Source organism: Bifidobacterium boum, assembly GCF_000741535.1.
GTDB classification, from domain to species: domain Bacteria; phylum Actinomycetota; class Actinomycetes; order Actinomycetales; family Bifidobacteriaceae; genus Bifidobacterium; species Bifidobacterium boum.
In genome coordinates this window covers 1-24183 of sequence record NZ_JGYQ01000018.1, presented here as the reverse complement: position 1 = coordinate 24183, position 24183 = coordinate 1, and the positions used below count along the sequence as shown (strand labels likewise).

Here is a 24183-nt window from a genome sequence, read left to right as displayed (position 1 = left end):
CTCATGCATAAACAAATATTACAACATGGTGTCTCTTCTCCTATGAAGACCTGGCTGCGGGAGCAAGGTATCTCGTACCGGCGTCTGGCTGTGATGCTTGGCCAATCGGGCTCAAGTATCTGTCTCAAGGTCAATGGCCACGTGGACTGGCAGGCAGATGACCTGCTGAAGCTCTATGCCCTGTTCGGTCTGTCATCGGATTTCGTGCTGGGGATTTCCTCGCTCATGGAAACACGAGCCATGCACCCGGCGGGAAGCGCGTTCCGTTCCCTCGATACCGGTGGGGGAACATCATGAGCGTGTTCGTTGTCGTGGTGGTGGCGTTTCTGATATGGCTGCTCGCTGTAGTAGCTGTGCTCTCGCTGTGCCGTGCGGCGAAACTCGCTGACGAGCGCGCTGAACGGCTGTGGTTGTCGCGGCAGGCGCTGGAGCCTGTCTGTGACCTTGTGATGGAAGGAGTCGTGGATGATGACGAACTCGGATCCCGTGTGGCCGAGGCGGCATGAATCCGCCTATGGCCCAAGTGCCGGCCGCGCGGCCGTGCATGTTGGAGGTGGTGCGTGGTGACCGCTGGAACAGTCGAGAAGGTGTACCGGTTGTCGGATAGCAGATTGACGCCGGTTACGGGAGCGGTGCTCGCATATTATGCGTACCGTGCGTACTACATGGATGGTAGGTGTGCGTGGCCGTCGCTGGCGACGGTGGCGTCCGCGTGCTTCTGCGACGAGAAGACCGTGCGTCGCGCTTTGACGCGGTTGTGCGAGCTGGGGTATATGCGGGTGAATCCCGACCAGTCGTGGAATGCGAGAAACCCGGAGACCGGCCAGTGGGTACGTCGTGGCTACCGGTCCAAGGTGTACGACGTGCTCATCGAGAACTTCGAAACCCTCGCGGACGAAGGACGCACTGAGCGCGCCCAGGAACATGCCGAGCGTCACCGCGCAGGAGAGCCCGTAAATGATGCACAGCAGACCGGTCAGAATGTCCACCCTGACGAGATACCAATGATTTCAACGCTTTCTCAGACCGGTCAGAATGTCCGGTCTGGAAAATCCAGCGAAAACAAGGTGGACATTGTGTCCCCGCGAACCGGTCAGAATGTCCACCTACCTACAAGTAACCAACAATCTTCTCCTGCCCCTACGGGGCATCCCCTCGCGATTCGAAACGAGGCGACAGACAGCGGCGGCCGAAAGCAGCGAAGCGCGACGCCGCTGATTCGTCGGCAATCGGTACCCGAGCCCACAGCGCATGACGTTGGCGGCGGGGACGGGACAAACGATGTGCTCGATGCTCTTGCCCGGATGCGCTCGGCGCTCGGTCTGGAGACCCCAGAGCCGACACGCCGGGACCGACGGGCTGTCGGAAGTCTGCTCGAACGCATACGCAAACGCGACACGGGCGGGGGACAGGCATTAGCCGAGGACGAGATGTTGCGCGTGGTTGCATGGATGCCGTCGAACACGTTCTGGCTTCGTCGTGTGATGACAGGCCGGGCGCTTGCCGCGAACTGGCCGGACATCGTGAACGACTACGCCGTTGACCTGATTGACAAACAACGCGCATACGAGGCCCAAACAGTCGAACGCGACAAGCCGCAGGCGGAACGTCGCCCGCACCAGCACACCTGGCTGTGCTCACATGTGCTCGCCGAACTAGGCTGTACCAGAGAACAAGTCCAAACCGATGAACGCTTGCAGGAGCGGGCGTGGCGAATCGCCGTCCGCATGAACGAGAGCACCGGGAAACGTAAATCCGTCGCCTCTGGAATCGATGCGACGTGGGAAGGCGGTGCGTGATGTCGGGCATCGAGGGAGGATTCTGCCACGGTCTGGAGCCACGAATCCAGGACATGATGTGGGGCACCGACTCTGCCGGTGATGTCGCCACACGGCGAGCGATGATCCGCACCGCAATCGCGATCTGCGACCAGTGCCCGTTGCAGGCTGAATGCATCGCGACGGGCATTGTGAGCCACGACCCTTGGGGTGTCATTGGGGGACTGGGATTGAAAGGCCGCAGACTTCTGGCGCGCATGGCGATTGAAGATGGATGCCCCTGTACGCCACGGGATACGGCACCGCGTGAGGCATTGATTCGATGGATCCGTATGCACCCCGAACACATCAAGGCGGCGCGCATCGTGTCGAATTTGAGGCGCAAACGGGACGAGCGCAACGAATCTCAGGCGGCATGGCGTGCGACTCATCCACGGGCTGTCAAAGCCGACAACACAACGAAGAAAAAGCCGGAAGAACCGCCAAAACGTCCGTCAGACCATCGTAGGCCTGGAACTCACACGTCCCGGATAAAGCGAAAAGATGGGGATTTTCAGCCGACACTGTTCGCTGAAGACGGTGAATCATGAACTATATGGACTGCACCGGTATCCGGGCCACCGGTGCAGGACAGTGGTATGAGCATGGCAGTGGCGGCAGCGTCCCCGTCCAAAAGTGTCGTTCACACCTCGCGCGCATACTTCACATCCTTCGGCGACAGCGAGCACAAGATCATCGCCGACGCAACTGTTCAACCGTCCGGACGTTTGTCCGATGGCGATGTCACACCACGTCGCCCGTGACCAAGACATCGGCAACAATGGTTGGCTTGGTGTTGATATTTTTTCTCCATGATGTGTTCCGTTGTTTCTTCACGCAGATCGTCGCAAAAGGCCGACGTCCCAATGTCCCCGCTGCCGCCCTTCAGACGATGCCTATGAGGTGGTGGTTGCACGTTGGAATGGAGATGGCAGTAACCTGTAACGAGTAGAATTTTTTCTGGGTATGCTGCTTATGATCCTCATCCCTTCCCTGGCCATGGCAATGCAAACAAGGCCAGACAGGCATAAGCTGCATACCCACTTTTCGTATTGGCTGTGCTGAGACGACTCCCGTACGTAGGGCTGTGCCGAATTGTTCGTAGCTAATTATGTCATCTGTGTCATGGTTTGCTCAATGATATGGAAATACAACAATCATGAAATACGGGAATGAGGAAATACAGCAATACCGGAAAACGGAAATACAGAGATATGGAGATACATATTATTTAAACGGGTGGGATAAAGATATAAGTATTCCTGTATCGGAAGTGGGCGAATCCAATAATCAATTATTGAAATACGGAAGTACGGGGTTACTGAGATATGGAGATATTTGAATACAGATGTACATGAATATGTATAGGAAAACGCATGCAGTACATAAATATGTATTCCTGTATCTAGAGCAGACAGCACTTTGTCATTACACAGATAAGGATTTTTAGGCAATCTTGAGCCGAAGTATCATCTCTAGCTATCGTCGTGCACCGAAGCTGTCATTGGCGGATTCTATGCCGGAGATGTATAGAGTCCCTGCGATGCCCGTAATATCCAGTGAATGTGAATCCGTGGTTGTCATGGGCACGGTGGATTCTACTTCATTCTGGGTCTTGACATCACCATCGATGAGCTGTGTACGCGGCTGGCTTCCGTAGACGCGGCCCATGGCCCAGAGCGCTTCCGCCGTCGTGGGGCGTTGAGTGAATAGGTTGTGCGCAGGAGAGTGTCCGGATCGAGCATCGCCCGTTCTTCGAAGTAGGTGTCGATTCGTTCGCGGCGTTGTCGCCTGTTCGCTTCAGCGATGTGGGGGAGTGCGAGCCCGGCCTCAGTAAGTTTGCCGATCTGCTCGTTGATGGTTTCGGTGATGGCGCTCAGCGCCATTCCTGCTGCCTGGAGAATGTCGGCATGCGTGTATGTCTCCCCGTATGCTTCCGTACACGCATCAGCGAGTTTCCCGGTCCAATCGGCGACCGTCTGCAACACGGCATGTGGATCATAATCGTCGCGGGCGAACGCTTCGGCTGCTTGATGGACAAGCTCATCCATCAGGGATGTGAATCCGTCATCCAAGGCAAGTCGCCCCATCAGGTGGACGGCTTTCGCGCTGGCGGCTTCTGATGCCGGTGGTGCCGCGTCGGCGATTTCTCCGCGAACAATCTGGGGTAGGGCACATGCCGGGGTGTCTGTTGCCACCGGTTCCGCAACGTGGGGCTCATGGTTCGTTGTTGTCCGGTTGCCGATCGCCTCCGCAAGAAGCCGTGGATTTTTGACACGGTATTGCTCTCGTTCGGCTCCGCGTCCGCGGAACAGGGTGACAGGCCGGTCCGCAGGCAAACCGATGCGGACCGGTTCCCCGTCGAGCTTGTCCTGTTTGGATAGGCGGGTGCTGAACACGCTGAACGCCCAGCCGCCCATATCGCGACCATCCAAGCTCACGCCGTCAGGCAGACCGATGAGCATCTTCTCCCATGAACGTCCGTCACGCGCTTGGAACACGAAAGGATGCGCCCACGAGTTGGGGACTGTCATGTTTACCCAGCTGTGCCTATTCATCATCATTGGCCGCTTTCCGGAGCTGACGTTCTTCTCAGCTCGTCGTGATTGTGGTCACCGCCCCGAGCTCCGCCCGTAATCCTCGGTGATGAAGTCGGTAGAAGGATCTGTGTATGTATCTTCGGCAGTAGCAGTCTCGAAATGTTCGAGTTCACGGAAGCTGACCCAGCTGTCGAACGCTGCACGGATGCCTTCGAAAGCGTATTCTTGGAATCCCGCACTTCTGTCTATCATCTCCACAGCCTTCTCAATATTCGCGTCGCTGCCGGGCAGATTGTGCGACAAGATCCAAGCACTGATCATGCCGCGTGTAATCGTCAATGTGCACGCCGGTTCATTGAATCTGTCGTCATCCAATAGCTGATCCATCGTGTTCACCTTCCTCGAGCATGTTGGTCGTCGTCATTGATTGTCGGAGCTTGACCGGGTCTGTCTGCCAAACTGTCTGATTTAGCCCATGCGGCCGTGACATCGAAATCAAGCATTTGCTGTTCCAAGCCTGCGAGATCATTGGACGGATTGTCGATGAACGCTTTTTCGATTTGTTGGGAGGCTTCTTCGCGCCTGTTGCCGACGATCATGATGTATGCCGCGGTGGCATGTAAATCGGAACGGTATCCCGGGCGCATGTGCTCGGCGATGTCTGTGAGCATGTCGGCGGCGTGATTGATACGCTGCAAGTCAGGTTGAAAGTTCGGATCTTCGATGCCGTGCTGCACCGCTTGTTCGACGGCCTGCGCGGCATGTGGCTCATGAGGGTCGACGATTGCCGCGAACAGGGTGTCGTCATCGAAGCCACCAGGCGTGATCGCGTCAGTGAGCAGGGCATCCCGGAACCCCTTGCTTTCGCGCATGGTTACCGCCAGTCGTGCCCGGTGGGCGGGGCTCAGGTCAATCTGTTCAGGTGTGGATATCACCTGACGAAACGCTTGCAGCGACGCCATGCCAAGACGCGCGGCGGCGACGTTGCGCGGATGCAGAAACATATCCGTCCGCCCCCGTCTCTCTTCTTCCTCTTCCACCATGCGTTGATATTCGTTCGTCGCGCTGTCTAATTGGCGCTGCGTGATCATCTCTGCCATGGATATTGTCCTTTCCGTGTTCCCGATGTTGCTGATGTTCCTATATTCGATGATTCGGTATTGCATGTGAGGGCGTGGAATCTACCATCTCGACGAATCAGTACCAGTGATGGGAGAGCCAGAACGCCTTCGCTGCCGTGGGGCTGCCATATCGGCTTTGGATGTAGCCCAAGCCCCAGCGGATCTGGGTCGCCGCGTTGTGCTCCCAGTCCTCGCCCGCTGATGCCATCTTACGGCCTGGAAGGGCTTGCGGAATGCCATACGCGTCGGATGTCGGGTTGTCCGCGTCCCAGCGCCACCCGGACTCGTGCTCCCAGAGCCATTCGAGCGCCTCCCACTGCTCCGCGGTGTCCCATTGTTTCCAACCGCTGGCAAGCATGCCGCGCGCAATCGCTTTCGCTTCATCCGGCGTCGCACGCATGCCATCGCCGGTATAGGATGCGGATATCGTGTCCATACCGGTTTCGCAGCTCCATGCGGCGGTTGTCGCATTTGAGGATTCGTCCGAAGCGTCCAAAGCGGTATCTGTATCGGATGCGGGAGCTGATGCTCCGGGGCCATTGGTGTTGCTTGGATGCCAGTATGTGGCGCCTAACGGGGGATTGGAGACGCTGAACGTGCGGGTATGCACGCGTCCCCATCCGGTTCCGCCCTCGCTGATATGCACGGTGTCGCCGTCGATCTGCTCGATGACGGCGACATGCCCGTACACGCGACTCGAACCGGCGGAACCCGGGGCGAACACCATGATTCCGCCGACCGCTGCGCCCTCGGTCCAGCCTGCCCGGCGTGCGGATTCGCCCCATTGTGCACCATTGCCCCAGTATTGGCCGACATTGTGGCCGAGAGCCCGTTGGCGCATGCACGCCCACCATGTGCATTGGAATCCTGGACGATACGTCCCACACCATGCGACATGACCGGGCCACAAGGCCTTGATCTGCCCCATACCCTGGCCTACCAGTCCCGTCCATTCCCCGGAAGCTGTGGAAGTGCCTGCCGCGGATTCCGCAGTCGTATTGCCGGTAGCTGCGGCGGTGTTCTTGCATCCGGCGAGGAAGGTAAGCACACCGTTGGGCGAGCAAGCGCCGGTTGCCAGCACGCCTGTGAGCACGAGGGCCGCCAAGGCGGTACGGTACGGCAGTCGGAATCCGTGGCATCGGCGACCTGTCATGTTGTGCCTCCCGTGAACCAGTAAGGCAGCTGCCCGCCGACCGCGATTTCCACGGTGCGGCACGGATGCTGCCTTGTCCCGATCCCGGTCATACGCCACGGATTTCCAAAACCTTGCATCCCTTCGGTAAGCCGATCGGTCTGTCTGGCGGTGACACCGAGCTCATTGGCGTCTTTGTCGAGGAGCATGTCCGGGTCGGCGGGACAGTACACGGTGATATGCCAGATGCCGTCATCCATCGGCACAGCGACCGTGGAATACGAGCGTGCGACCAGTGTCTGCGGATCGGTGGCGGTTGCCTCCATCCCCTCGGCAACCGGGAACGCCGTGGAGCCGGGCTGATAGTACTGGATCGCCTGTATCGCACCATGCTCTTTGCCCTGCCAGGTGTTGTCTGTAGTGCAGGATCCGGTGTCATACGCGAGCATGAGCGTGTGGTCGGATGATGGTGAGCACATCATATCCGGTGTGAATTTCCGGTCAGCCCACCAGTATCGTGGAGCCCCACCCATCGTTTGTATCTGGCCGGAGGAGTCCGCAGCAAGGATCGACACGTAAGTGTTCTGCCAGTCATCCTGTGACGTGTCCGGGTCAAGGATCGCGTCAAGGCTCGTCAACGCCGTATCAATCGGACCGGGGGCTCCCGCGACCTGCTTGCCGTAATAGGATTCCGGTTTCACGGTGTCCACGCCAGAATCCTTCGTAAACAGGGTCATGCCGGTCTGCTTCGACCACGTGCCCGGCACAGGGATACCCGCGGCGCGCAACCCCTTCCAGCCGGTCGCAGATGCTGCTTTGTCGCCTTCCGAGCCGGTTGCGCGAACGGTTGGGGTAGGGGAAGCCGCCGTATTCCCCCCGGATAAGACCGGCCGTTTGAAGGTGAGCATGCCTAATGCGACCACCACCATCACGGCAAGCAGCCACGCCAGCCAGCGGACAGGCTTCGGCCACGGCCGTGGCTCACGCGCCCTGCTCATTGCTGACCTGACCCGTCGGTCGGACTGGCATCCTCAGCGGGAAGATAATCACCATCATTGTCTGACGGCTCCGCTGCATCCATGTTCTGATCCTCTGCGGCAGCAGCAGATTTTTCGGCATCCATATCTTGCGCGGCGATGCCTTTCCACTGCTCACGGACGATACGCTCCGCCGAACGTAGTTCGGATGCACTATTGCCGGCATCCCGCGCCGCCCGGCGCAGGACATCCGCCTTGGCTGCGGCACGCTCCGCTTGGGCCCTGAGCGACTCCACGCCCACCAGCGCCTCCACATACTCGTCCATCGCACGGCTACGGTCCAAGCTCTGCTCCCTGACCGCCCTGAGAATATCTCTCCGCGTATCCCGCAGGAAATTCGTCGAACCACCCATAACGTCTCCTTCGTATCAAAATCCGGGTTGACCATCCCAGCATCACATTCCACGCGCATGGAAACAGGACGCGCACTCTACCTGTCCGCCATCGGGACGGCGGGTCTTCCACATACCGGTAGACCGCGCGTCCGCCCTGCTGCCTCGGCGGACGCGAGGATGGAAGAGCAAACACCAAGCCCATGGATTCCAGACAAGGAGGAACCGGAACATGGACACCATACTCGCCTCGACAAGCGGCCTACTGGCAAGACTGTGGAACTGGACGCTCAACCTTGACGGCGGTCTGCAAATCGTGCTTGTGCTGCTCGCCTGTGTGGCCTCGGGCGCCTGCGCAATCGTGGGACGTCGGATGCAAGCGCCGTCGCCCATGGACCAGGGCGGCGCGATTGCAGCGCGAACCGTACTCGCGGTCGTCTGCTACATCCTCGGCATCGTGTGCATGCTTGCCATGTTGTTCGGGCTCGCTGCCGTATTCGCCCCGCTCATCGGCCTCGCACACTAAGCAAGCTGACCGTCGATAAACCATGAAGGAGCACGACCATGAAACTGATCATCGCGGAAAAACACAGCGTGGCACGCGCAATCGCACAAGCGATCGGCGGGGGAGCGGAACAGGATGGGCACATCCGATGCAAGGACTGCATCATCACATGGGCGCAAGGGCATCTCGTCGATCTCATGCCGCCCGATGAATACCAGGACGGACGTTGGAAAAGCTGGAATCTCGAATCCCTGCCCATCGATCCGCACCCCGGATGGCGGTGGAAGGTATCGCAAGCCCACGGTGCCGCCCGTCAATACCGGATCATCGACGGCCTGATCCGCTCGGGGGAATGCGACACCATCGTCAACGCATGCGACCCTGACCGTGAAGGCGAGGCGATTTTCCGCCGCATCATCATGCACGCCCATGCCAATCATCCGGTCATGCGACTGTGGGCGCCAAGCCTCGAAGGGCATGCAATCCGTCATGCCCTCGATTCGATGCAGCCCGCCAGCGCCTATCAAGGACTTGCCGACGCGGCGGATCTGAGGGCCAAAGCCGACTGGCTGATCGGCATGAACGCCACACGCGCCTACAGTGTCCTCGCAGGCGCCCACATGAGTGTCGGACGAGTACAGACGCCGACACTGTGGATGGTCGTCGACCGCGACGACCGGATCAGCCGGCATGTGAGCGAACCCTACTGGACAGTCCACATCCCCATGGGTGGATGGACGCTCACCAGTCCCCGACATACCAACAGGGGAGATGCGGAAACACTCGCAAGCCTGTTTGCCGATCCCGGCATGCCCGTCAGCATCGTGGAAGTGGGGCGCATGCAACGGCATGAACGGCCGCCGCACCTGTATGACCTGACCGCACTGCAACGGGATATGAACAGCAGGTACGGCATACCGGCATCCCGCACGCTGGATGCCTTGCAACACCTGTATGAAAGCAAACTCGCCACGTACCCCCGTACCGATAGCCGGTACATCACCGAAGCCGACCTTGACACCCTCCGCAGGCTCTTGGACGGCAGCTGGCGGGTGGACGGGTTCATCAACCCCGAGGCGAGATCGGAAAGCCCACGTACCCAGCTCGTGGTTGATGACAGCAAGGTCGCCGGACATACCGCCATCCTGCCGACCGAGAACGTGAACGCGGACATCCTTGGCGCACTCAACGAGGACGAACGACTGGTGCTCACCAGCATCGTCGCGCGCATGTGGGAATCCGTCGCAGAAGACGCCATCCACCACGTCATCCGCGTGACCGCACATCCACAGGGACATGATGACATCCAGCTCACCGCGACCATGGACATCATCACCATGCAAGGATGGAAGGCCATTGGCCAGCAGCGCCAGAAAAACGGCGAGCAGGGTGAACACAATCCGATTGACAATGACAGCCGGATGGACATGACAGGCGGGCGGATTCCCGATACGGTCATCCCGGGCGCCGTCATTGCGTCCGCGGGCGCAGCGGAAATCCGCGAGGGCAGCACCAAGCCGCCCAAACCATTCACCGAAGCGAGCCTGTTGTCGGCGATGGAACATGCGAGCCGTTACCTCGAGGACAAGGACCTCAGAGCCGCACTCGATGACGACACCAGCCATTCCGGCGGCATCGGCACACCGGCAACCCGCGCCGGCATCATCGAACAACTCATCGGCAACGGCTATTTGGAACGCAGCGGGAAAACCATCACCTCGACTTCCAAAGGGCAGATTCTCATCGACATGGTCGCGCCCATGCACCGCGATCCCGCGACCACCGCACGGATGGAACAAGCACTCAATCAGGTAGAACGCGGCCAGCTCGACCCCAAGCAGGTACTTGAGCAATTCCGGCTGGAAGCCGCGTGCATCCCCCGTCAGGCGCAGGACATCTTCCGAGACAATCCCGATATCGCAAGACATTTGCACGCCACCGAAGAATACGGCGGATGCCCCAAATGCGGCAATCCGGTCATCAAGCGCGGCAAGACCTGGCAGTGCTCGACCAACCGGCGGTCACGAGACGACTCCGGGACATGGACCCACACCGCGGGATGCGGATGGACACTCTGGCCGGTCATCGCCGGCCGCAACCTGACCGATGCCAACGTCCGGTCACTACTCAGCGAGGAACGCATCAGGTTGACCGGATTCCGTTCGAAAACCGGCAAGAAGTTCAGCGCCGACCTCGTCATCGACCCCGAACGGGGAGCGGTCCTCGACTTCGACAGGCGCAGACGGTGACACCGGCGGATTACGACTGCCCGATGACAATGGAAGCGGGACGGCTGAACAACAGCGAGTACGCCCGGCTGCCCCGCTTCCATGAAACGAGTGAGAACGGTATATCGGGAGGAGACTGATATGGAGAGGATGCTGGACAGACGCACATCGCTGCGCATCGACGCGGCGCTCTATCGGCGGATTCATGCCATCTGCATCGAAGTCGGGATTCCCGTAGGGCTGTTCATCCGCGCGGCGGCGACCAACGTTGACCCGGGCATGCTCGAAACCGGATCAAAAGCATGGAAGACAGGCATCCACTCGCATACCCATGGCAGCGGGCATGACACGCAGGGGGAGCGGCGGCGGATTGATTTGCGCCTATCCGATGCGGAACGTGAAATCATAGCCCGCGCCGCCGCGAACCGGCGTACGAGCCGAGCCTGCTTCATCGCCAGTCAGGCCGAACAACTTGCCGGCGATCCGCGCGTCCGCGACATCCTCAACCGGCTTGCCGACCTCGGGTCAGACGAACTCGTCCGATACGCCCGGACCATGCTCGAAACCATCCACGCCACGGAACGCCAGATGCAGACAGGTGCCCCGACTGCAAATGCTGCCACCGGCCTACACGGATGAAGAACCGATTCCGTCAAACGGAAATCCGCGCTGCAGCGCGGCAAGCCCTATCACGGTACAAGCCGTACAGGGTGTACAAAACGCACAGTGGAGCAAGTTATACGGATTGTATGCACAATCCGAACTTGCCCCCATGCCGCCGCAGGCGACATGGGCAACAACCCGAGTGCCGAAGGCTTGTACAAGATGCTGGGAATCCGCACAGCGTTCGTGCGGTGGGTACTGGTTGACGCTTACAGATTGGTGATGGGAGGCTCGCATGACGCGACGGAAGCAAACCAAGACAGGTGTACCCCGGACGCGCATCATATCGCTGCGCGTCAACGAAAACGAGGCGCGTGAACTCGCCTGTCTGGCCGAACGACGTGGCGTCACGTTGTCGCGTTTCCTCATCGAGGCGGCCAAGCAAGCCGGCGACATTGACAAGGCGAGGCGAGACGCTGAACAGGGGCCGGTGGTTCGAGAGCTTCAACGCATCCGCGCCGAGATCTGGCGAATCGGACACAACGTAAACCAGGTCGCACATAATACGAACCGGGATCTGGCGGTTAGCGCGGAGCAGGAGACTAGTGTGGTGACGGCGGTGAGAGAGTGCGGGCAGCTGGTGGAGAAGGTGTCGGAGGTCGTTCGGAAACGCTGTTGATTGAGATATCAACAATCACTGTTCGTCATGGACATTACACGAGAAAATTGGCGCGGTGAATCAGGGAATTCCGGTTTGAGACATTGTGGTAATGATGGCATCTTGATGATGGTCGCGATGTACTGCTTTCAGTACGTCAACGTCTATCGTGTTAAACCGCAGAAGGGATATCCGTGGGAATGTTACAAGGTGAGCTGACATCGTGAAAAAGTTTGATGGGTAGTGGATGAGTGGACCAGAACGGAATGGAGTGGCAAGTACCGCGGGATGTTCGTGCCGGTCTAACGTGAGTGGTCATAGACTTAGACGGTCTGCCGCTTTGAAAGATGATACGTAGTGGTAGGTTATATAAAAGTCATGCTAAGGAGAATGTCGATGAATGGTCCTGTGAAGAGGTGGTCCTTCTCAATGGGAGAAAAACCGGGAAAACCATTTTCGTTGTGACTCCGGAGCTGAAGCGTGCGGTGGCTGATATGGTAAGCGAGAATTGCATATGCGCGAGTGCGTTCATTTCGTCATTGCTTGCTGACAAGGCGCTGGAGAAGGCCGTCGAGTGGAGCAAGGAGTAAACGGAATGGCTGCGCACGGGAAATACATCGATGATTTCTCATCTTTTGACGAGGAGTCGTATGAGCTGACAATCATTGACCGCATGGTAAATCGTTTGGGCTATCGGCACTTGTACGGTCCCGACGTTAAAAGAACGGACGGTCGATACCGTGACGTGTTCTTACCTGGTGTGCTCCGGGAGAGCCTGCGTAGAGTGAATTCTGAACTGCCAGTCCAAGCAATTGATGAGGCTGTCCTGAAGTTGGAAGACATTGAAGGTGGTTCGCTGGCACAGCGTAACGAGCGCTTCACCGACTATCTGCAGTCAGGTGTGGAGGTGCGGTATTTCGATGGCAGGGAGGAACGCAACGAACTCGTTCGGCTTGTCGATTATGACGAGCCGGAGCGCAATGCATTTCATGTTGTGAACCAGTGGACGTATGTCGAGCATGAGAACAAGCGCCCCGACGTCGTCGTGTTCGTCAACGGGATGCCTCTTGTGGTGTTTGAGCTCAAGAGTCCGTCGCGCGAGGACACGACTGTCAGCGATGCGTACGCGCAGCTGCGCAACTATCTGAAGGCGATTCCCTCTTTCTTCGTGCCGAACGCGTTTCTTGTGATTAGCGACTCGACCGAGACAAGGGTCGGAACCATCACATCGCCCGAGGACCGTTTCTGTGAGTGGAAGAGCGTGGACGGCGACTATGCCAAGAACGATGCCCGCTGGCAGACCATGATCGACGGTATGTTCCGCAAGGACCATCTGGTCGACATCTTGCGCAACTTCATCTGTTTCAACGACGACGGTGACAAGGTAGTGAAGATACTGGCGGCGTACCACCAGTATTTCGGTGTTCACAAGGCGGCCGACCGTGCCGTCGAGGCGGTCGCGGGGGACGGGCGCATCGGCGTTTTTTGGCACACGCAGGGATCTGGTAAGTCGCTGTCGATGGTGTTCCTCGCGCATCTGCTCCAGACGCGCATCGGGAGCCCCACCATCGTGGTGGTCACCGACAGAAACGACCTTGATGGGCAGCTTTTTGGACAGTTCTCGAGGTGTTCGAAGTTCCTGCGGCAACAGCCCGTGCAGGCAAAGAGCCGTGAAGACTTGCGCAAGCTCCTTTCGGGGCGCGAGGCGAACGGCATCGTGTTTACGACCATGCAGAAGTTCATCGAAGGCGACGGACCGCTGTGCGACAGATCCAACGTGATTGTGATGATCGATGAGGCGCATCGTGGACAGTACGGCCTGACCGAGACCATCAAGGAGGACGGGACGGTGTCCATCGGCGCTGCCAAGCAGATGCGTGACGCCTTGCCAAACGCGTCCTACATCGGTTTCACTGGCACACCCATCGAACTTGACGGTCGCAACACGCAGGAGGTCTTCGGCGGATACATTGATGTGTATGACATGACGCAGTCCGTCGAGGATAATGCGACGGTGCCAGTCTATTACGAGAGCCGTGTGGTCGCGCTACACCTGGACCAGGGTGCCTTGGATGAGCTGGATGCCGCATATGGGGAATACGCCGCGTCCCACGACGAGGCGACCACCGAACGTAGCAAGCATTCCATGGCGGCGCTCGACGCCATCCTCGGGGCACCGGAGACTATCGACTCTCTGTGCGAAGACATGATTGCTCACTACGAGCAGAACCGCGCAGACCTGCTCACTGGCAAGGCGATGATTGTGGCATACTCCCGTACCACCGCGATGAAGATCTACTACAGGCTCCTGGAGCTGAGGCCGGAGTGGAAAGACAAGATTGGCGTCGTGATGACCACGAGCAACCAAGATCCCGAGGAATGGTACGAAGTCACGCACGGCGTGACGCCAGGGCAGGGGAAGTCCGGTCTCGGTAGACTCAACCACAACAAGGATATGGAGCGTCGTTTCAAGAGCGATGACGATCCGCTGCGCATTGTAATCGTCGTGGACATGTGGCTCACCGGTTTCGATGTGCCATCCCTTGCCACGATGTACATGTACAAGCCGATGCGCGGTCATAACCTCATGCAGGCGATTGCGCGTGTGAATCGCGTCTACCCGGGCAAGGAAGGCGGTCTGATCGTGGATTATATCGGCATCGCCGGTGCTCTCAAAGCCGCGATGCACGACTACACGCAGCGTGACCGGAAGCAGTTCGGCGACATGGATATCGCCAAGACCGCGTACCCCAAGTTCCGTGAGAAACTCGCGGTGTGCCGTGATTTGCTGCATGGGTTTGACTACCGGAATCGCATCACCACACAGAACAAGGAGGAGCTCGCGGCGTGCATTGCTGACGGTACTGACTGGTTGCTCGACAAGGACCGAATCGAGACGCGGGACGAGTTCCTCAAGCAGTCGCAGCTGTTGGAAAGTGCCGAGAGCCTGTGCAAGAGCATGGTCTCCGAAGCCGACCAGTACGAGGCAGCGTTCATCCATGTGTTGCAAGTGCAGGTTCTGCGCATTCTCGGAAAGGCACCCTCGACCGGCCATGGCATGAGCTACGCAGAGTTCAACCGACGCATCAGCTCTATGCTCGAGCAGACGGTGCAGAGCGATGGAGTCATCAATCTCATCGGCAAGGACAGCACGGAAATATCACTGTTCAACGAGTCTGTGCTGGATGAGATCTCCAAGATGAAGGTAAAGAACATCGCGCTCGAGACTTTGAAACGCCTCATTTCGGAACAGGTGAAGGCGTACAGGAAGACCAGCGTGGTCAAGGCGCAGAAGTTTTCGGAGATGCTGCAGACGACTCTCAACGCCTACCTCAATGGCATGCTAACGAACGCCGAGGTCATCGAAGAGTTGATGGCGATGGCCAAGGACATGATGAGGGAGAGAGAGGAAGGCAAGAGCCTTGGGCTGTCGGCGGAGGAACTCGCCTTCTATGACGCGCTCACCAAGCCGCAGGCGGTTAAAGACCTCTACACTAACGACCAGCTTGTGGCCATGACCCACGAGCTCACCGACGCATTGCGCAGGAACGCAACGATAGACTGGCAGGAGAAGCGTACCGCACGGGCCGGCATGAAACGCGCCATCAAGCGGCTGCTCAAAAAATACAAGTATCCGCCTGATGAGGAACCGGAGGCAATCGAGACCGTGATGGACCAGTGCGAGCTGTGGACCGACAACCAAGTCCTCTAGGCGGTACGTGCGTCAGGTGTATCAAGGAATAATCAGAACCTAGACAAGGCACAGGAATGGCGAAAGCAGCGAAAAAGAACACGAACACTCAAGAGATTGGGTTCGAGGAAAAAATCTGGGAAGCGGCCGATAGGATGCGCGGTCATATCGACGCGTCGGAATACAAGAACGTCGTGCTCGGCCTCATTTTTCTCAAATACATCTCCGACCGCTTCGAGCAGAAGCATCGTGCCCTCGTAGAGGAAGGTGAAGGTTTCGAGGAGGACCGTGACGAGTACGAGGCTGATGGCATCTTCTGGGTGCCCAAGGATTCCCGCTGGGAGACCGTGGCAGCGGCCGCCCACACGCCCGAGATCGGCAAGGTCATCGACAACGCTATGCGCCAAATCGAGGCAGAGAACGACTCCCTCAAAGGCATTCTTCCCAAGAACTTCGCTCGGCAGGAGCTGGACAAGCGGATGCTGGGCGACGTGGTGGACTTGTTCACCAACGTCACCATGGTGTCGGAGGACAACACCCAGGACGTGCTCGGCCGGACCTACGAGTACTGCCTGCAGAAGTTCGCCGAGAAGGAGGGCAAGAACGCTGGAGAGTTTTACACGCCCACCTGTGTGGTGCGCACCCTCGTCGAGATAATCCAGCCTTTCCATGGACGTGTCTACGACCCGTGCTGTGGTTCGGGCGGTATGTTCGTCCAGTCCGCCAGGTTCGTGGAGCACCACTCGGGTAGCCTCAACGATATCTCCGTCTTCGGACAGGAGAGCAACCCCACGACGTGGAAGATGGCGAAGATGAATCTCGCCATCCGCGGCATCGACGCGGACCTGGGCCCGCGCAATGCCGACACGTTCTCCGATGACCTGCACAAGGACAAGCGTTTCGACTTCGTGCTTGCCAATCCGCCCTTCAATGACAAGGATTGGGGCGGAGACATGCTGCGCGACGACCCGCGCTGGGACTACGGCACGCCGCCCGAAGGTAACGCCAACTTCGCTTGGTTGCAGCACATGGTGCATCACCTCAGTGATGACGGGCGCATGGGCATGGTGCTGGCCAACGGTTCCTTGTCGAGTCAGCAGAGCGGCGAGGGGGATATCCGCGCCAACATCGTCAAGTCCGACATTGTTGAGGGAATCGTCGCTCTGCCTGACAAGCTGTTCTACAGCACCGGAATACCCGTGTGTTTGTGGATCATCAACAAGGACAAGCATAACCATGCCGAGGAGACTGGCAAGGTGCTGTTTGTTGACGCGCGGGAACTGGGCACGCTGGTCACCCGTAAGATGCGCGAGCTCAAGGACGACGATATCGCCAGGATTGCCGATGCCTTCACTGCATTCCGAAATGGCGAGCTGGAGGAAGAGAAAGGGTTCAGTGCTGTCGCAACGTTGGATGAAATCGGCAAGCAGGACTACATCCTCACGCCCGGGCGCTACGTCGGCATTGCCGATGTCGAAGACGACGACGAACCTTTCGATGAGAAGATGAAAAGGCTCACAGGCGAACTTTCCAAGTGCTTTGAAGAGTCTAACCGTCTGCAAGAGGAGATCAAGAAGAACCTGGAGGCAATCGGGTATGGGCTATGACAACTGTATGCTTCAGGATATATGTAGCCTGATTGTCGATTGTCCGCATAGCAGCGCCAAAGATGAAGGAACGGGCTACCCTCTCATCCGTACTCCCAATGTCGGGCGTGGCAGGCTCATTCTTAACGGCGTCCAACGCGTTTCCCGAAGTATATATCTCAGTAGAATTTCTCGCGCGATTCCACGTGAGGGCGATTTGATTCTTGCACGAGAAGCACCTGCCGGAAATGTTGCAATCATTGATTCCGACGAACCCGTATGTCTTGGGCAGAGGACAATGCTTCTTCGCCCTGATGAGAAAATAGTTAATCCTTATTTTCTCGCGTACTACCTGAATGCGCCAGAACAAAGATCCCGGCTTCTCCGTGTTAGCAACGGCGCAACTGTATCTCACATAAATGTTGCTGATGTGCGTAAGTTCTCGATAAGCCTTCCAAGCCGGGCCTTTCAGGATAAGGTCGCTAATATTCTGAAATCCCTTGATGATGCAATCGCTCTCAATTCTCGTACAAATGGCTATTTGGAAGACCTTCTGCTGAGCCGATATGACTATCTCTTCAATAAGGATGGCATTGAGCCAAATGGGGTTATAAGCGATATTGGCGAGGTGATCGGAGGTGCAACACCTTCAAAAAAGAAACCTGAATACTACACTCAACATGGTATCGGCTGGATTACGCCGCGCGATCTCTCGAACACAACTGACAAGTTCATCGCTCATGGAGCAGATGATATAACCCAGCTCGGCTATGATTCGTGCAGCGTAAGACTCATGCCGGCTGGAACAGTTTTGTTTAGCTCACGGGCTCCGATAGGGTATGTCGCTATCGCCGCAGACGAGGTCACGACGAACCAGGGTTTCAAGTCCATTGTTCCAAATGACGATATCGGCACCGCCTTTTTCTACTGCTTCTTAAAGCAGAATAAGGAGAGGATTGCCGACGCAGGTTCTGGCACCACATTCCCTGAAGTCTCTGGGAGAACCATGAAAAGTATCGAACTGGTAATTCCCGACAAAGATCAATGTGCGGAGTTCTCCGAATGGGCAAGCCCCATCCTGGAACACCAGCAGGTGCTTGAGGTTGAGAACCATAAGCTTAAACAACTGCGTGACACTCTTCTCCCCAAGCTCATGTCCGGTGAGATCGACGTTTCGAAGGTGGAGGTTCCTGCGCAGCCAAATAGCCATTTGTACGAGAATTGAGAGCAATCTTTTCTCGGATGGAGTCAACAATTTTGACTATCTTGCGTTGGGTTTCCATCGGAGGCAAAGGAATATTGAGTTTTCTGAAAGATGTAGTGGGTCTTCCAAGAGCTGGGACTCCAGTTTGAGTCTTATTGGACAACAACTTCCATTGCCCTTCTCTGGTGTGGAAATATGAGACAAGGTATTGAGGAAGAACTTTCTTGTTGCATCTCACGCGGAATTGGCTTTGAGAGATGATGTAGTGTTCATACTGGGAATCGTAGGGGATGTAGGAAATCTGGCCCAATGTCCCTCTATGGGTTACGACTACATCACCTCTTGATGCAAGTGCGTTCCCAAGAGAAGCGGCTTTTTCTGGCGAGACGAATCTAAGATTATCATCGTTGGTTGTGTAACCCGTCAGATTTGAGCCATTGAAGACGGGTACGCCATGAGAAATAAAACACTCGGCTTTGATATTCGACCCAAAAGGTCCCATGGCTATTTCATCTATGAGATCCTCAATTCGAACTTCTGAGTATTTCGAGCTCATTCCAAATACTTCCTATGTGATGTCTTCACGTTGTTCTGGTCCACCATGGCGTAGTGCATGGTCGTGTCTATTTTCGCATGGCCGAGGAGTTTCTGCACCTGCTCGATTGGCATTCCCCGGTCGATTGCGCGGGTGGCGAGAGTGCGTCGGAATTTGTGCGGGTGCACACGCCCTACTTGTGTGGCTCTGCCGAGTTCGCGCACTCGTGCTTCCACATCGCTGACGGTCATCCGTTTCATCCTACCCCTGAGCGTGACGAAAAGGGCGGGGTTATCATCACGGCGCGTTTTCAGGTAGTCACTGAGATGAAGTTTCGCGCGGGCATCGAGGTACACGGGGCGCTGTTTGTTGCCTTTGCCTGTAACGATGCATTCCCGTTCCTGCAAGTTTACATCACTGATGTCAAGACCGACGAGTTCGCCTACGCGCATCCCTGAGGACGCCAGCACATCGATGATCGCAAGGTCCCGTACACACGAACAACCATCTCGCAGGCTTTCAATCTGCTCGTCCGTGAGCACCTCCTTGGTTACCTGTGCGGTTTTAATTCGGTGAATTCTGCGAACCGGGCTCTTGACTACATAATCCTCGTCTTCAAGCCATGAGAAGAAGCTCGACATGATGCGGCGGATGTTGTCGATGGTGACTTTGCCGGCGCCGTGCCTGCTCCCGTAGCCATTGAGGTAGTCCCTCAGGTCCTCGCTCGTCATCTGCGTATAGGGCTTCGCGATGGTTGCCGTCATGTGTTCCAAAGTGGTGCGGTAGTAGGCGATTGTCTTAGGCGAGCATCCCTCTACTTCCTTGGCTGTGAGAAACAGTTCCAACAGGTCTCCGCGATCTTGTTGGGGAGGGCGTTCCGCGTTCTCGAACGCCGCCTTGAGCGACACGGCGAGCTGTTTGAATTGGAAGCCGTCCAGGAATGGCTGCATTTGTGCCAGCACGGCGTTGATGATCGTTTCCATTGTTGTTCCTTTCATAGTGGTAGGAACAGATTGCAGGATAGGGTGGAATCTACGCAAATGGCTATTTGGCTGCGTAGGAACCTCCACCTTCGAAACGTCGATCTCCCCGGACATGAGCTTGGGGAGGAGACTGTCGCGCAATTCATTGAGCATCACCGATTCTCTTGCATTCTTCGTCAACTGATGTACGCAGAATGTAATTAACTGGAGATCCGCCTGAGCGCAAGAAGCCACTACAGGGTAAGTCATCATCTGTTTTTTGTCGCCCCTAGGCATTTTTGTACCTTTCGAACCAAGCATGACATACTCAAAAAAAGAATCCGATCTAATCAATGAATACAGATAAGGCGACATAGAAGCATTCCGCGCCCGAAATACAATAACGTCGCCAGAACATGTGCCATTACAGTCAGCGAACCAAACCTTTTTGAAATATGGACGTATATTTGAGACAAGCGTGTCGCCTGCCTGATACTTAGTCACTTTCCCTGATTTTGGCAACGAAGAGGCGGTCTGCCTGCCCATCTTCTCAGGCAAAAGAGACTCAGTTGAGATGTAGCTATCAAAATTCGCTTCAGAGAAATCAGTTCTCTCATTTACTTGTTGGCATAGTCCTTCCAAAGGAACTATCGTATTCTGTTGCTTCTCTGCGAGAGATTCACAGACTGCAGCCAAATAGCCATTTGCAGTAGTATTAGACGAGCTATCGGCTGAAGTGAGGCATTTGACGGTCATGCTAGATACTTACTGTGCTTGTACATCTGGCGACAATCGAACACATGTTCGAAACATATGATATCTTAGGTCTTATGGCAAGCGAACACGGAATGTTCGATGAGTTCGAGAAGCGGAGACTCAACCGGTTGGCGCCGGTGTATATCAAGCGACTTGCGGAAGGCCGACCGTTCAAGGTGACGGTTCCTGCGGGTGCTGCTGGGCGGTATTTCCTTCAGCTGTTGAAGATCGAGCGGGGACGGCAGATGTGTGTCACGGGTCAATATATCCCTGAAATCCCGTTTGGGCAGATGGTGTATGAGAAAGAGCGTGGGGACACTTCGGGGAATGGTGGTTGGCCGAGGGATCATGGAGAATCCGACCTTGATTGGTCGTATTGTGGAGGGTGAGTTATCCACATTGTTGAAGCTGTGAAATCCTGAATCCATCTTTTATCCACATTTTTCGTGCGCGGCTCGATTGCTCCGGCGGTTTCTGGCAGTGTTGTAAGTGACCTGTGCCCGCGGAAGGAATGCGAGTGAAGATGAAACGTCGATTTGTGCTAGACGATTACTTCGAGGACAACCCGATGCCGATGTTCGGGGGCGATTTGTTGTGGTGGAATCAGGCAGGCGGATTCACGGTTCTCCCGGTGGTTTCGAAATGTGAAGTCCGGTTGACTGAGACATTCTTGGATTTCACTGATTGCGACGATGCTGAGCCTGATCCGGTGCGTTCTCCGTTGAAATGGGTGGATTGGATGAGGTCGATGGGCAAGAGTGAGTAGCTGCCTTTAGGATGTGTCATGCTTTGCACATCTGTGGTGTTTGGTTGTTGGATTTCGTGACGGTTGGCTGGACACGTGGAATGACATGAAGCGTGCCCAACGGTCTTGCCGTGCGGTGAAACGGGGGAGACCGGAACTGGTGCAGCTTGCCCCTTCGGACACCCAGCAGTCGGCGCGCTACCGGTGGGAGCAATGGCGACGCTGGACCGAATGGAAAGCACGGCAAGACCATACCGACTGGAATACGCTATCACGGCGCGAGAGGACAACGATGACAAGACGATGACAGGAGGCTCGCATGACGCGACGGAAGCAAACCAAGACAGGCGCACGAAGAACGCGCATCATCTCGCTGCGCGTCAACGAAGACGAGGTGCGGGAACTTGCCGGTCTGGCCGAACAACGTGGCGTCACGTTGTCGCGTTTCCTCATCGAGGCCGCCAAGCAAGCCGGCGACATTGACAAGGCAAGACAGGACGCTGAGCAAGGGCCGGTGGTTCGAGAGCTTCAACGCATCCGCACTGAAATCTGGCGGTTAGTGCGGAGCAGGAAGCGAGCGTGGTGGCGGCGGTGAGGGAGTGCGGGAGGCTGGTGGAGAAGGTGTCGGAGGTTGTCCGGGAAAAGTTGTCATTTTCAGCAGTCGAAGTCGATGGAATGTTCGGACCTGAGATGTCGATTCATGGCTCGGTAATCTGCGAATGAAAAGATTCACGGGTTTGCAGTGAGTGCTGGATGTCGTGAAGAAATGGACTGGGAATCGGAGGTGCGTTGATGCTCGTTTTCGGGTAGGTGATTATTGCAACATCAGCTGTCATGCTTCTACCTTTCAAACAGAAGATATGGATTGCATGGCGGTTCAGTCAAGTTGAAGATTTTGCTTGCACAGCGTTGTCTGCTCTTGAGGATACTTATGTGGATTGTGAAGATGGGAGAGAAATTCAGTCAAAAGTATTGGTCGGCTTCGTGCCGGAAGACGTCATCAGGATTGTCCTTCTGACGATGATCGCCGTGTTCCTGCTGTCGTTGTTCATAGCCGTCAAGACGGGGCATGACAAGGCTCCTAGAGATGATGAGATTCAGATTCCGGATGTGACTTCGATGACCATGAATCAGGCGATGAAGACCATGGACGACGACGGAATAGACCGTGATACTGTTGCATTGATGGTGGTCAGAGAGTAGCAGGGGAAAAAACATGGCAGATGACACATCTCAGAAGAAGAAACCATTGTGGCGTAAGTGGTGGTTTTGGGCGATTATTGGTGTGGTGCTTGTTCTGGGAGTAATTGGATCGCAGGAAGGCTCTTCAGAAACTCCTGAATCGACTGTCCCGGCGACAACTGTGCCGACGAGTTCGTCTCAAAGTAATGCCGCTTCGTCTTCTCCTTCCAGCGCGGATCGGGATCCTGCGAAGGTATTGAATTCAGTCGCGCAGGCTGCGGGTATGGAGGCGGTGGACAGTGCTACTTTCAGGCCAGACGAAGAATATCGCCAGAATGGACCGTATAAAAGGGTTGAATATCGTCTTCCGGCATTTCAGGGTTCTTCGGGTGTACATGCGACCATCAACGGTGCGCCTGTTGATGTGGTGGAATATCATCAGTCGAGTTCGAATTTTGTCAGGATTTATGCCACTGGTGATGAGAACACGGTGTTGTCGGTTTATTCCGCCGCAGCGGGTGTGTTTGATTCTTCTCTTTCCGATAGCGATCTTCAGACGGCAATTGCCGAGTACAGGTCGTCAGAGGTGAAGGATTTGAGGGATAATCTTACCAATCTTTCTGCGAATGGAAAGATTCGATCAGACTATATCATAGGTTCGGGCTCCCATTGTGAGATTTTCATCGACGCGAATGCATAACCTCTGATTATCGGTGTTTGACTGTGTACAAAGAACGCGAGTGAATGACTTATTGCTTGATTGACTCATTCCTATTTTCTTCGCTGCTTCAACCTGTGGATAGAAACGGGGAATAATGCGTCACATATCGGTATATCCGTTACATGGTTGTGTGCCGAGTGGGTCAAGTCCGTTTTTGTGTGTAATTTGGGTTTTGGCTTCGCGTTGCGGTTTTGTGGGTGTATCGTGTCGGTCAGGCGGCTCGGAGCATGGCCTGTTCGCGGGCGATGTCCCTGAGCCTGGCGACGGTGTCGGATTGCATGAGTTTGCGGTGGGTCTCCTCGGAGAAGATCGCCTTGCGGGCCTGCACGAGGCGGTTCTGCTCGATGAGCACGGACCCGGCCATGCGCACGGCCGCGTCGGTGTTCGGGAACACGCCGATGACGCGGGTGCGGCGTTTGATCTCCCGGTTGAGGCGTTCGAGGTGGTTGTTGGTGCGCATGTACGGGCGCAGTCCCGCGGGCAGCTGCATCACGCCCGTCGCGGATTCGAACCCCTCGTCCAGGCAGGTGGCGGCCTGATCGGCCACGTCCCGGTAGTCGGCCACGATCCGGTCCTTGCGTTGCCGCGCCTCCTCGAGGGTCTTGCAGTCGGACATCTCGGTGAGTTCCTGGCGGATGCCGGCCTGTGTACTCGAGGTCGTAGTTGGCTTCGATGATCTTTCCGGGGAGCTTTCCCTTCTTGCGGATCAGGATCAGGCCCCTGTGAAGGTCACTGAACTGCGCCCCGTTTGTTGGACGTTGTTAATTAGGATACAGCCCTAGACCGCGAGGGACATGCTCCGGAACTCCTCCGGGGTGCGTCCCTCGA

The 24183-nt window shown here is 56.5% G+C and carries 25 protein-coding genes and 1 pseudogene; 17 read left to right on the top strand and 9 right to left on the bottom strand.

Translation table 11 applies throughout. From position 1 onward, the window contains the following. Window positions 1-42 precede the first annotated feature (42 nt). The 4 genes from BBOU_RS08305 to BBOU_RS08290 are packed head-to-tail and all read left to right on the top strand — an operon-like array spanning window position 43 to window position 2368. Complete coding sequence (locus BBOU_RS08305; protein WP_238552183.1) at window positions 43-297, top strand: helix-turn-helix domain-containing protein; 255 nt, start codon at window positions 43-45, stop codon at window positions 295-297. After that, a complete protein-coding gene (locus tag BBOU_RS08300; RefSeq protein ID WP_026503232.1) occupies window positions 294-506 on the top strand; it encodes a hypothetical protein in 213 nt (70 codons plus the stop codon). The genes BBOU_RS08305 and BBOU_RS08300 overlap by 4 nt, the downstream gene beginning before the upstream one ends. 57 nt (window positions 507-563) lie before the next feature. Continuing rightward, on the top strand, window positions 564-1799 hold the full coding sequence (locus BBOU_RS08295; protein WP_152595642.1) for a helix-turn-helix domain-containing protein: 1236 nt from the start codon (window positions 564-566) through the stop codon (window positions 1797-1799). Continuing rightward, entirely contained in the window at window positions 1799-2368 is a 570-nt protein-coding gene (locus BBOU_RS08290; RefSeq protein WP_051616846.1) for a WhiB family transcriptional regulator, read from the top strand. The genes BBOU_RS08295 and BBOU_RS08290 overlap by 1 nt, the downstream gene beginning before the upstream one ends. A gap of 1047 nt (window positions 2369-3415) precedes the next feature. Here BBOU_RS08290 and BBOU_RS08945 read toward each other — a convergent pair. From BBOU_RS08945 to BBOU_RS08260, 6 genes are all read right to left on the bottom strand, one after another. Continuing rightward, window positions 3416-4351 carry a hypothetical protein gene (locus BBOU_RS08945; RefSeq protein ID WP_051616845.1) on the bottom strand — a complete coding sequence of 312 codons (936 nt, stop codon included), beginning with the start codon at window positions 4349-4351 and terminating at the stop codon, window positions 3416-3418. A 78-nt stretch (window positions 4352-4429) separates the two neighbouring features. Beyond that, window positions 4430-4744, bottom strand: coding sequence for a hypothetical protein (locus BBOU_RS08280; RefSeq protein ID WP_026503230.1), 315 nt, complete (start codon window positions 4742-4744; stop codon window positions 4430-4432). Window positions 4745-4749: 5 nt separating this feature from the next. Further along, window positions 4750-5457: a hypothetical protein gene (locus BBOU_RS08275; protein WP_026503229.1), complete on the bottom strand. Its 708-nt coding sequence runs from the start codon at window positions 5455-5457 to the stop codon at window positions 4750-4752. A gap of 97 nt (window positions 5458-5554) precedes the next feature. Further along, the gene (locus BBOU_RS08270; RefSeq protein WP_051616844.1) at window positions 5555-6631 is read right to left on the bottom strand and encodes an aggregation-promoting factor C-terminal-like domain-containing protein; all 1077 of its coding nucleotides are present in this window, start codon (window positions 6629-6631) and stop codon (window positions 5555-5557) included. Then, window positions 6628-7608: a hypothetical protein gene (locus tag BBOU_RS08265; RefSeq protein ID WP_026503227.1), complete on the bottom strand. Its 981-nt coding sequence runs from the start codon at window positions 7606-7608 to the stop codon at window positions 6628-6630. Before BBOU_RS08265 ends, BBOU_RS08270 begins: the two co-directional genes overlap by 4 nt. Beyond that, complete coding sequence (locus BBOU_RS08260; RefSeq protein WP_051616843.1) at window positions 7605-8000, bottom strand: hypothetical protein; 396 nt, start codon at window positions 7998-8000, stop codon at window positions 7605-7607. The genes BBOU_RS08265 and BBOU_RS08260 overlap by 4 nt, the downstream gene beginning before the upstream one ends. Window positions 8001-8211: 211 nt before the next feature. Here BBOU_RS08260 and BBOU_RS08255 point away from each other — a divergent pair, with 211 nt between their 5' ends. The 8 genes from BBOU_RS08255 to BBOU_RS09320 all read left to right on the top strand — a co-directional run bounded on the left by BBOU_RS08255 (window position 8212) and on the right by BBOU_RS09320 (window position 18475). Then, the gene (locus tag BBOU_RS08255) at window positions 8212-8505 is read left to right on the top strand and encodes a hypothetical protein (protein ID WP_026503226.1); all 294 of its coding nucleotides are present in this window, start codon (window positions 8212-8214) and stop codon (window positions 8503-8505) included. A gap of 38 nt (window positions 8506-8543) precedes the next feature. Then, window positions 8544-10733: a type IA DNA topoisomerase gene (locus BBOU_RS08250; protein ID WP_026503225.1), complete on the top strand. Its 2190-nt coding sequence runs from the start codon at window positions 8544-8546 to the stop codon at window positions 10731-10733. Between the two features lie 120 nt (window positions 10734-10853). After that, window positions 10854-11351 carry a hypothetical protein gene (locus tag BBOU_RS08245; protein ID WP_152595641.1) on the top strand — a complete coding sequence of 166 codons (498 nt, stop codon included), beginning with the start codon at window positions 10854-10856 and terminating at the stop codon, window positions 11349-11351. A 259-nt stretch (window positions 11352-11610) separates the two neighbouring features. Next, on the top strand, window positions 11611-11994 hold the full coding sequence (locus tag BBOU_RS08240; RefSeq protein WP_026503223.1) for a plasmid mobilization protein: 384 nt from the start codon (window positions 11611-11613) through the stop codon (window positions 11992-11994). A gap of 440 nt (window positions 11995-12434) precedes the next feature. After that, window positions 12435-12563, top strand: coding sequence for a hypothetical protein (locus BBOU_RS09520; RefSeq protein WP_274518417.1), 129 nt, complete (start codon window positions 12435-12437; stop codon window positions 12561-12563). Window positions 12564-12568: 5 nt separating this feature from the next. Next, on the top strand, window positions 12569-15685 hold the full coding sequence (locus tag BBOU_RS08235; protein WP_026503222.1) for a type I restriction endonuclease subunit R: 3117 nt from the start codon (window positions 12569-12571) through the stop codon (window positions 15683-15685). Between the two features lie 56 nt (window positions 15686-15741). Further along, complete coding sequence (locus BBOU_RS08230) at window positions 15742-17271, top strand: class I SAM-dependent DNA methyltransferase (protein WP_026503221.1); 1530 nt, start codon at window positions 15742-15744, stop codon at window positions 17269-17271. Next, window positions 17261-18475 (top strand): restriction endonuclease subunit S, encoded by a 1215-nt coding sequence (locus BBOU_RS09320; protein WP_081888242.1) that lies wholly within the window; start codon window positions 17261-17263, stop codon window positions 18473-18475. Before BBOU_RS08230 ends, BBOU_RS09320 begins: the two co-directional genes overlap by 11 nt. On the opposite strand, the gene BBOU_RS09640 is transcribed toward BBOU_RS09320, so the two are convergent. Continuing rightward, window positions 18402-18956, bottom strand: coding sequence for a restriction endonuclease subunit S (locus BBOU_RS09640; protein ID WP_369126144.1), 555 nt, complete (start codon window positions 18954-18956; stop codon window positions 18402-18404). The genes BBOU_RS09320 and BBOU_RS09640 overlap by 74 nt on opposite strands. 50 nt (window positions 18957-19006) lie before the next feature. Next, complete coding sequence (xerA, locus tag BBOU_RS09680; RefSeq protein WP_238552182.1) at window positions 19007-20707, bottom strand: site-specific tyrosine recombinase/integron integrase; 1701 nt, start codon at window positions 20705-20707, stop codon at window positions 19007-19009. A 44-nt stretch (window positions 20708-20751) separates the two neighbouring features. On the opposite strand from xerA, the gene BBOU_RS08215 reads away from it, so the two are divergent. From BBOU_RS08215 to BBOU_RS09265, 5 genes are all read left to right on the top strand, one after another. Next, window positions 20752-21096 carry a hypothetical protein gene (locus BBOU_RS08215; protein ID WP_026503553.1) on the top strand — a complete coding sequence of 115 codons (345 nt, stop codon included), beginning with the start codon at window positions 20752-20754 and terminating at the stop codon, window positions 21094-21096. 134 nt (window positions 21097-21230) lie between these two features. Beyond that, the gene (locus BBOU_RS08210) at window positions 21231-21473 is read left to right on the top strand and encodes a hypothetical protein (RefSeq protein WP_033490749.1); all 243 of its coding nucleotides are present in this window, start codon (window positions 21231-21233) and stop codon (window positions 21471-21473) included. Window positions 21474-21771: 298 nt separating this feature from the next. Further along, window positions 21772-22047: a plasmid mobilization protein gene (locus BBOU_RS08205; protein ID WP_026503555.1), complete on the top strand. Its 276-nt coding sequence runs from the start codon at window positions 21772-21774 to the stop codon at window positions 22045-22047. Between the two features lie 215 nt (window positions 22048-22262). After that, a complete protein-coding gene (locus BBOU_RS08200) occupies window positions 22263-22655 on the top strand; it encodes a hypothetical protein (protein WP_152595671.1) in 393 nt (130 codons plus the stop codon). A gap of 13 nt (window positions 22656-22668) precedes the next feature. Next, window positions 22669-23334 (top strand): hypothetical protein, encoded by a 666-nt coding sequence (locus BBOU_RS09265; protein WP_152595670.1) that lies wholly within the window; start codon window positions 22669-22671, stop codon window positions 23332-23334. Between the two features lie 232 nt (window positions 23335-23566). Here BBOU_RS09265 and BBOU_RS08190 read toward each other — a convergent pair. Then, a pseudogene (locus tag BBOU_RS08190) lies at window positions 23567-23995 on the bottom strand (transposase); the annotation flags it as partial. Window positions 23996-24183 lie beyond the last annotated feature (188 nt).

What these genes read in the sequence shown, in the direction of transcription:
- BBOU_RS08305 (WP_238552183.1), top strand. Translation starts at nt 43, where the DNA reads ATGAAGACCTGGCTGCGGGAGCAAGGTATCTCGTACCGGCGTCTGGCT.
- BBOU_RS08300 (WP_026503232.1), top strand. Translation starts at nt 294, where the DNA reads ATGAGCGTGTTCGTTGTCGTGGTGGTGGCGTTTCTGATATGGCTGCTC.
- BBOU_RS08290 (WP_051616846.1), top strand. Translation starts at nt 1,799, where the DNA reads ATGTCGGGCATCGAGGGAGGATTCTGCCACGGTCTGGAGCCACGAATC.
- BBOU_RS08945 (WP_051616845.1), bottom strand. Translation starts at nt 4,351, where the DNA reads ATGACAGTCCCCAACTCGTGGGCGCATCCTTTCGTGTTCCAAGCGCGT.
- BBOU_RS08280 (WP_026503230.1), bottom strand. Translation starts at nt 4,744, where the DNA reads ATGGATCAGCTATTGGATGACGACAGATTCAATGAACCGGCGTGCACA.
- BBOU_RS08275 (WP_026503229.1), bottom strand. Translation starts at nt 5,457, where the DNA reads ATGGCAGAGATGATCACGCAGCGCCAATTAGACAGCGCGACGAACGAA.
- BBOU_RS08270 (WP_051616844.1), bottom strand. Translation starts at nt 6,631, where the DNA reads ATGACAGGTCGCCGATGCCACGGATTCCGACTGCCGTACCGTACCGCC.
- BBOU_RS08265 (WP_026503227.1), bottom strand. Translation starts at nt 7,608, where the DNA reads ATGAGCAGGGCGCGTGAGCCACGGCCGTGGCCGAAGCCTGTCCGCTGG.
- BBOU_RS08260 (WP_051616843.1), bottom strand. Translation starts at nt 8,000, where the DNA reads ATGGGTGGTTCGACGAATTTCCTGCGGGATACGCGGAGAGATATTCTC.
- BBOU_RS08255 (WP_026503226.1), top strand. Translation starts at nt 8,212, where the DNA reads ATGGACACCATACTCGCCTCGACAAGCGGCCTACTGGCAAGACTGTGG.
- BBOU_RS08250 (WP_026503225.1), top strand. Translation starts at nt 8,544, where the DNA reads ATGAAACTGATCATCGCGGAAAAACACAGCGTGGCACGCGCAATCGCA.
- BBOU_RS08245 (WP_152595641.1), top strand. Translation starts at nt 10,854, where the DNA reads ATGGAGAGGATGCTGGACAGACGCACATCGCTGCGCATCGACGCGGCG.
- BBOU_RS08240 (WP_026503223.1), top strand. Translation starts at nt 11,611, where the DNA reads ATGACGCGACGGAAGCAAACCAAGACAGGTGTACCCCGGACGCGCATC.
- BBOU_RS08235 (WP_026503222.1), top strand. Translation starts at nt 12,569, where the DNA reads ATGGCTGCGCACGGGAAATACATCGATGATTTCTCATCTTTTGACGAG.
- BBOU_RS08230 (WP_026503221.1), top strand. Translation starts at nt 15,742, where the DNA reads ATGGCGAAAGCAGCGAAAAAGAACACGAACACTCAAGAGATTGGGTTC.
- BBOU_RS09320 (WP_081888242.1), top strand. Translation starts at nt 17,261, where the DNA reads ATGGGCTATGACAACTGTATGCTTCAGGATATATGTAGCCTGATTGTC.
- BBOU_RS09640 (WP_369126144.1), bottom strand. Translation starts at nt 18,956, where the DNA reads ATGGGACCTTTTGGGTCGAATATCAAAGCCGAGTGTTTTATTTCTCAT.
- xerA (WP_238552182.1), bottom strand. Translation starts at nt 20,707, where the DNA reads ATGACCGTCAAATGCCTCACTTCAGCCGATAGCTCGTCTAATACTACT.
- BBOU_RS08215 (WP_026503553.1), top strand. Translation starts at nt 20,752, where the DNA reads ATGTTCGAAACATATGATATCTTAGGTCTTATGGCAAGCGAACACGGA.
- BBOU_RS08210 (WP_033490749.1), top strand. Translation starts at nt 21,231, where the DNA reads ATGAAACGTCGATTTGTGCTAGACGATTACTTCGAGGACAACCCGATG.
- BBOU_RS08205 (WP_026503555.1), top strand. Translation starts at nt 21,772, where the DNA reads ATGACGCGACGGAAGCAAACCAAGACAGGCGCACGAAGAACGCGCATC.
- BBOU_RS09265 (WP_152595670.1), top strand. Translation starts at nt 22,669, where the DNA reads ATGGCAGATGACACATCTCAGAAGAAGAAACCATTGTGGCGTAAGTGG.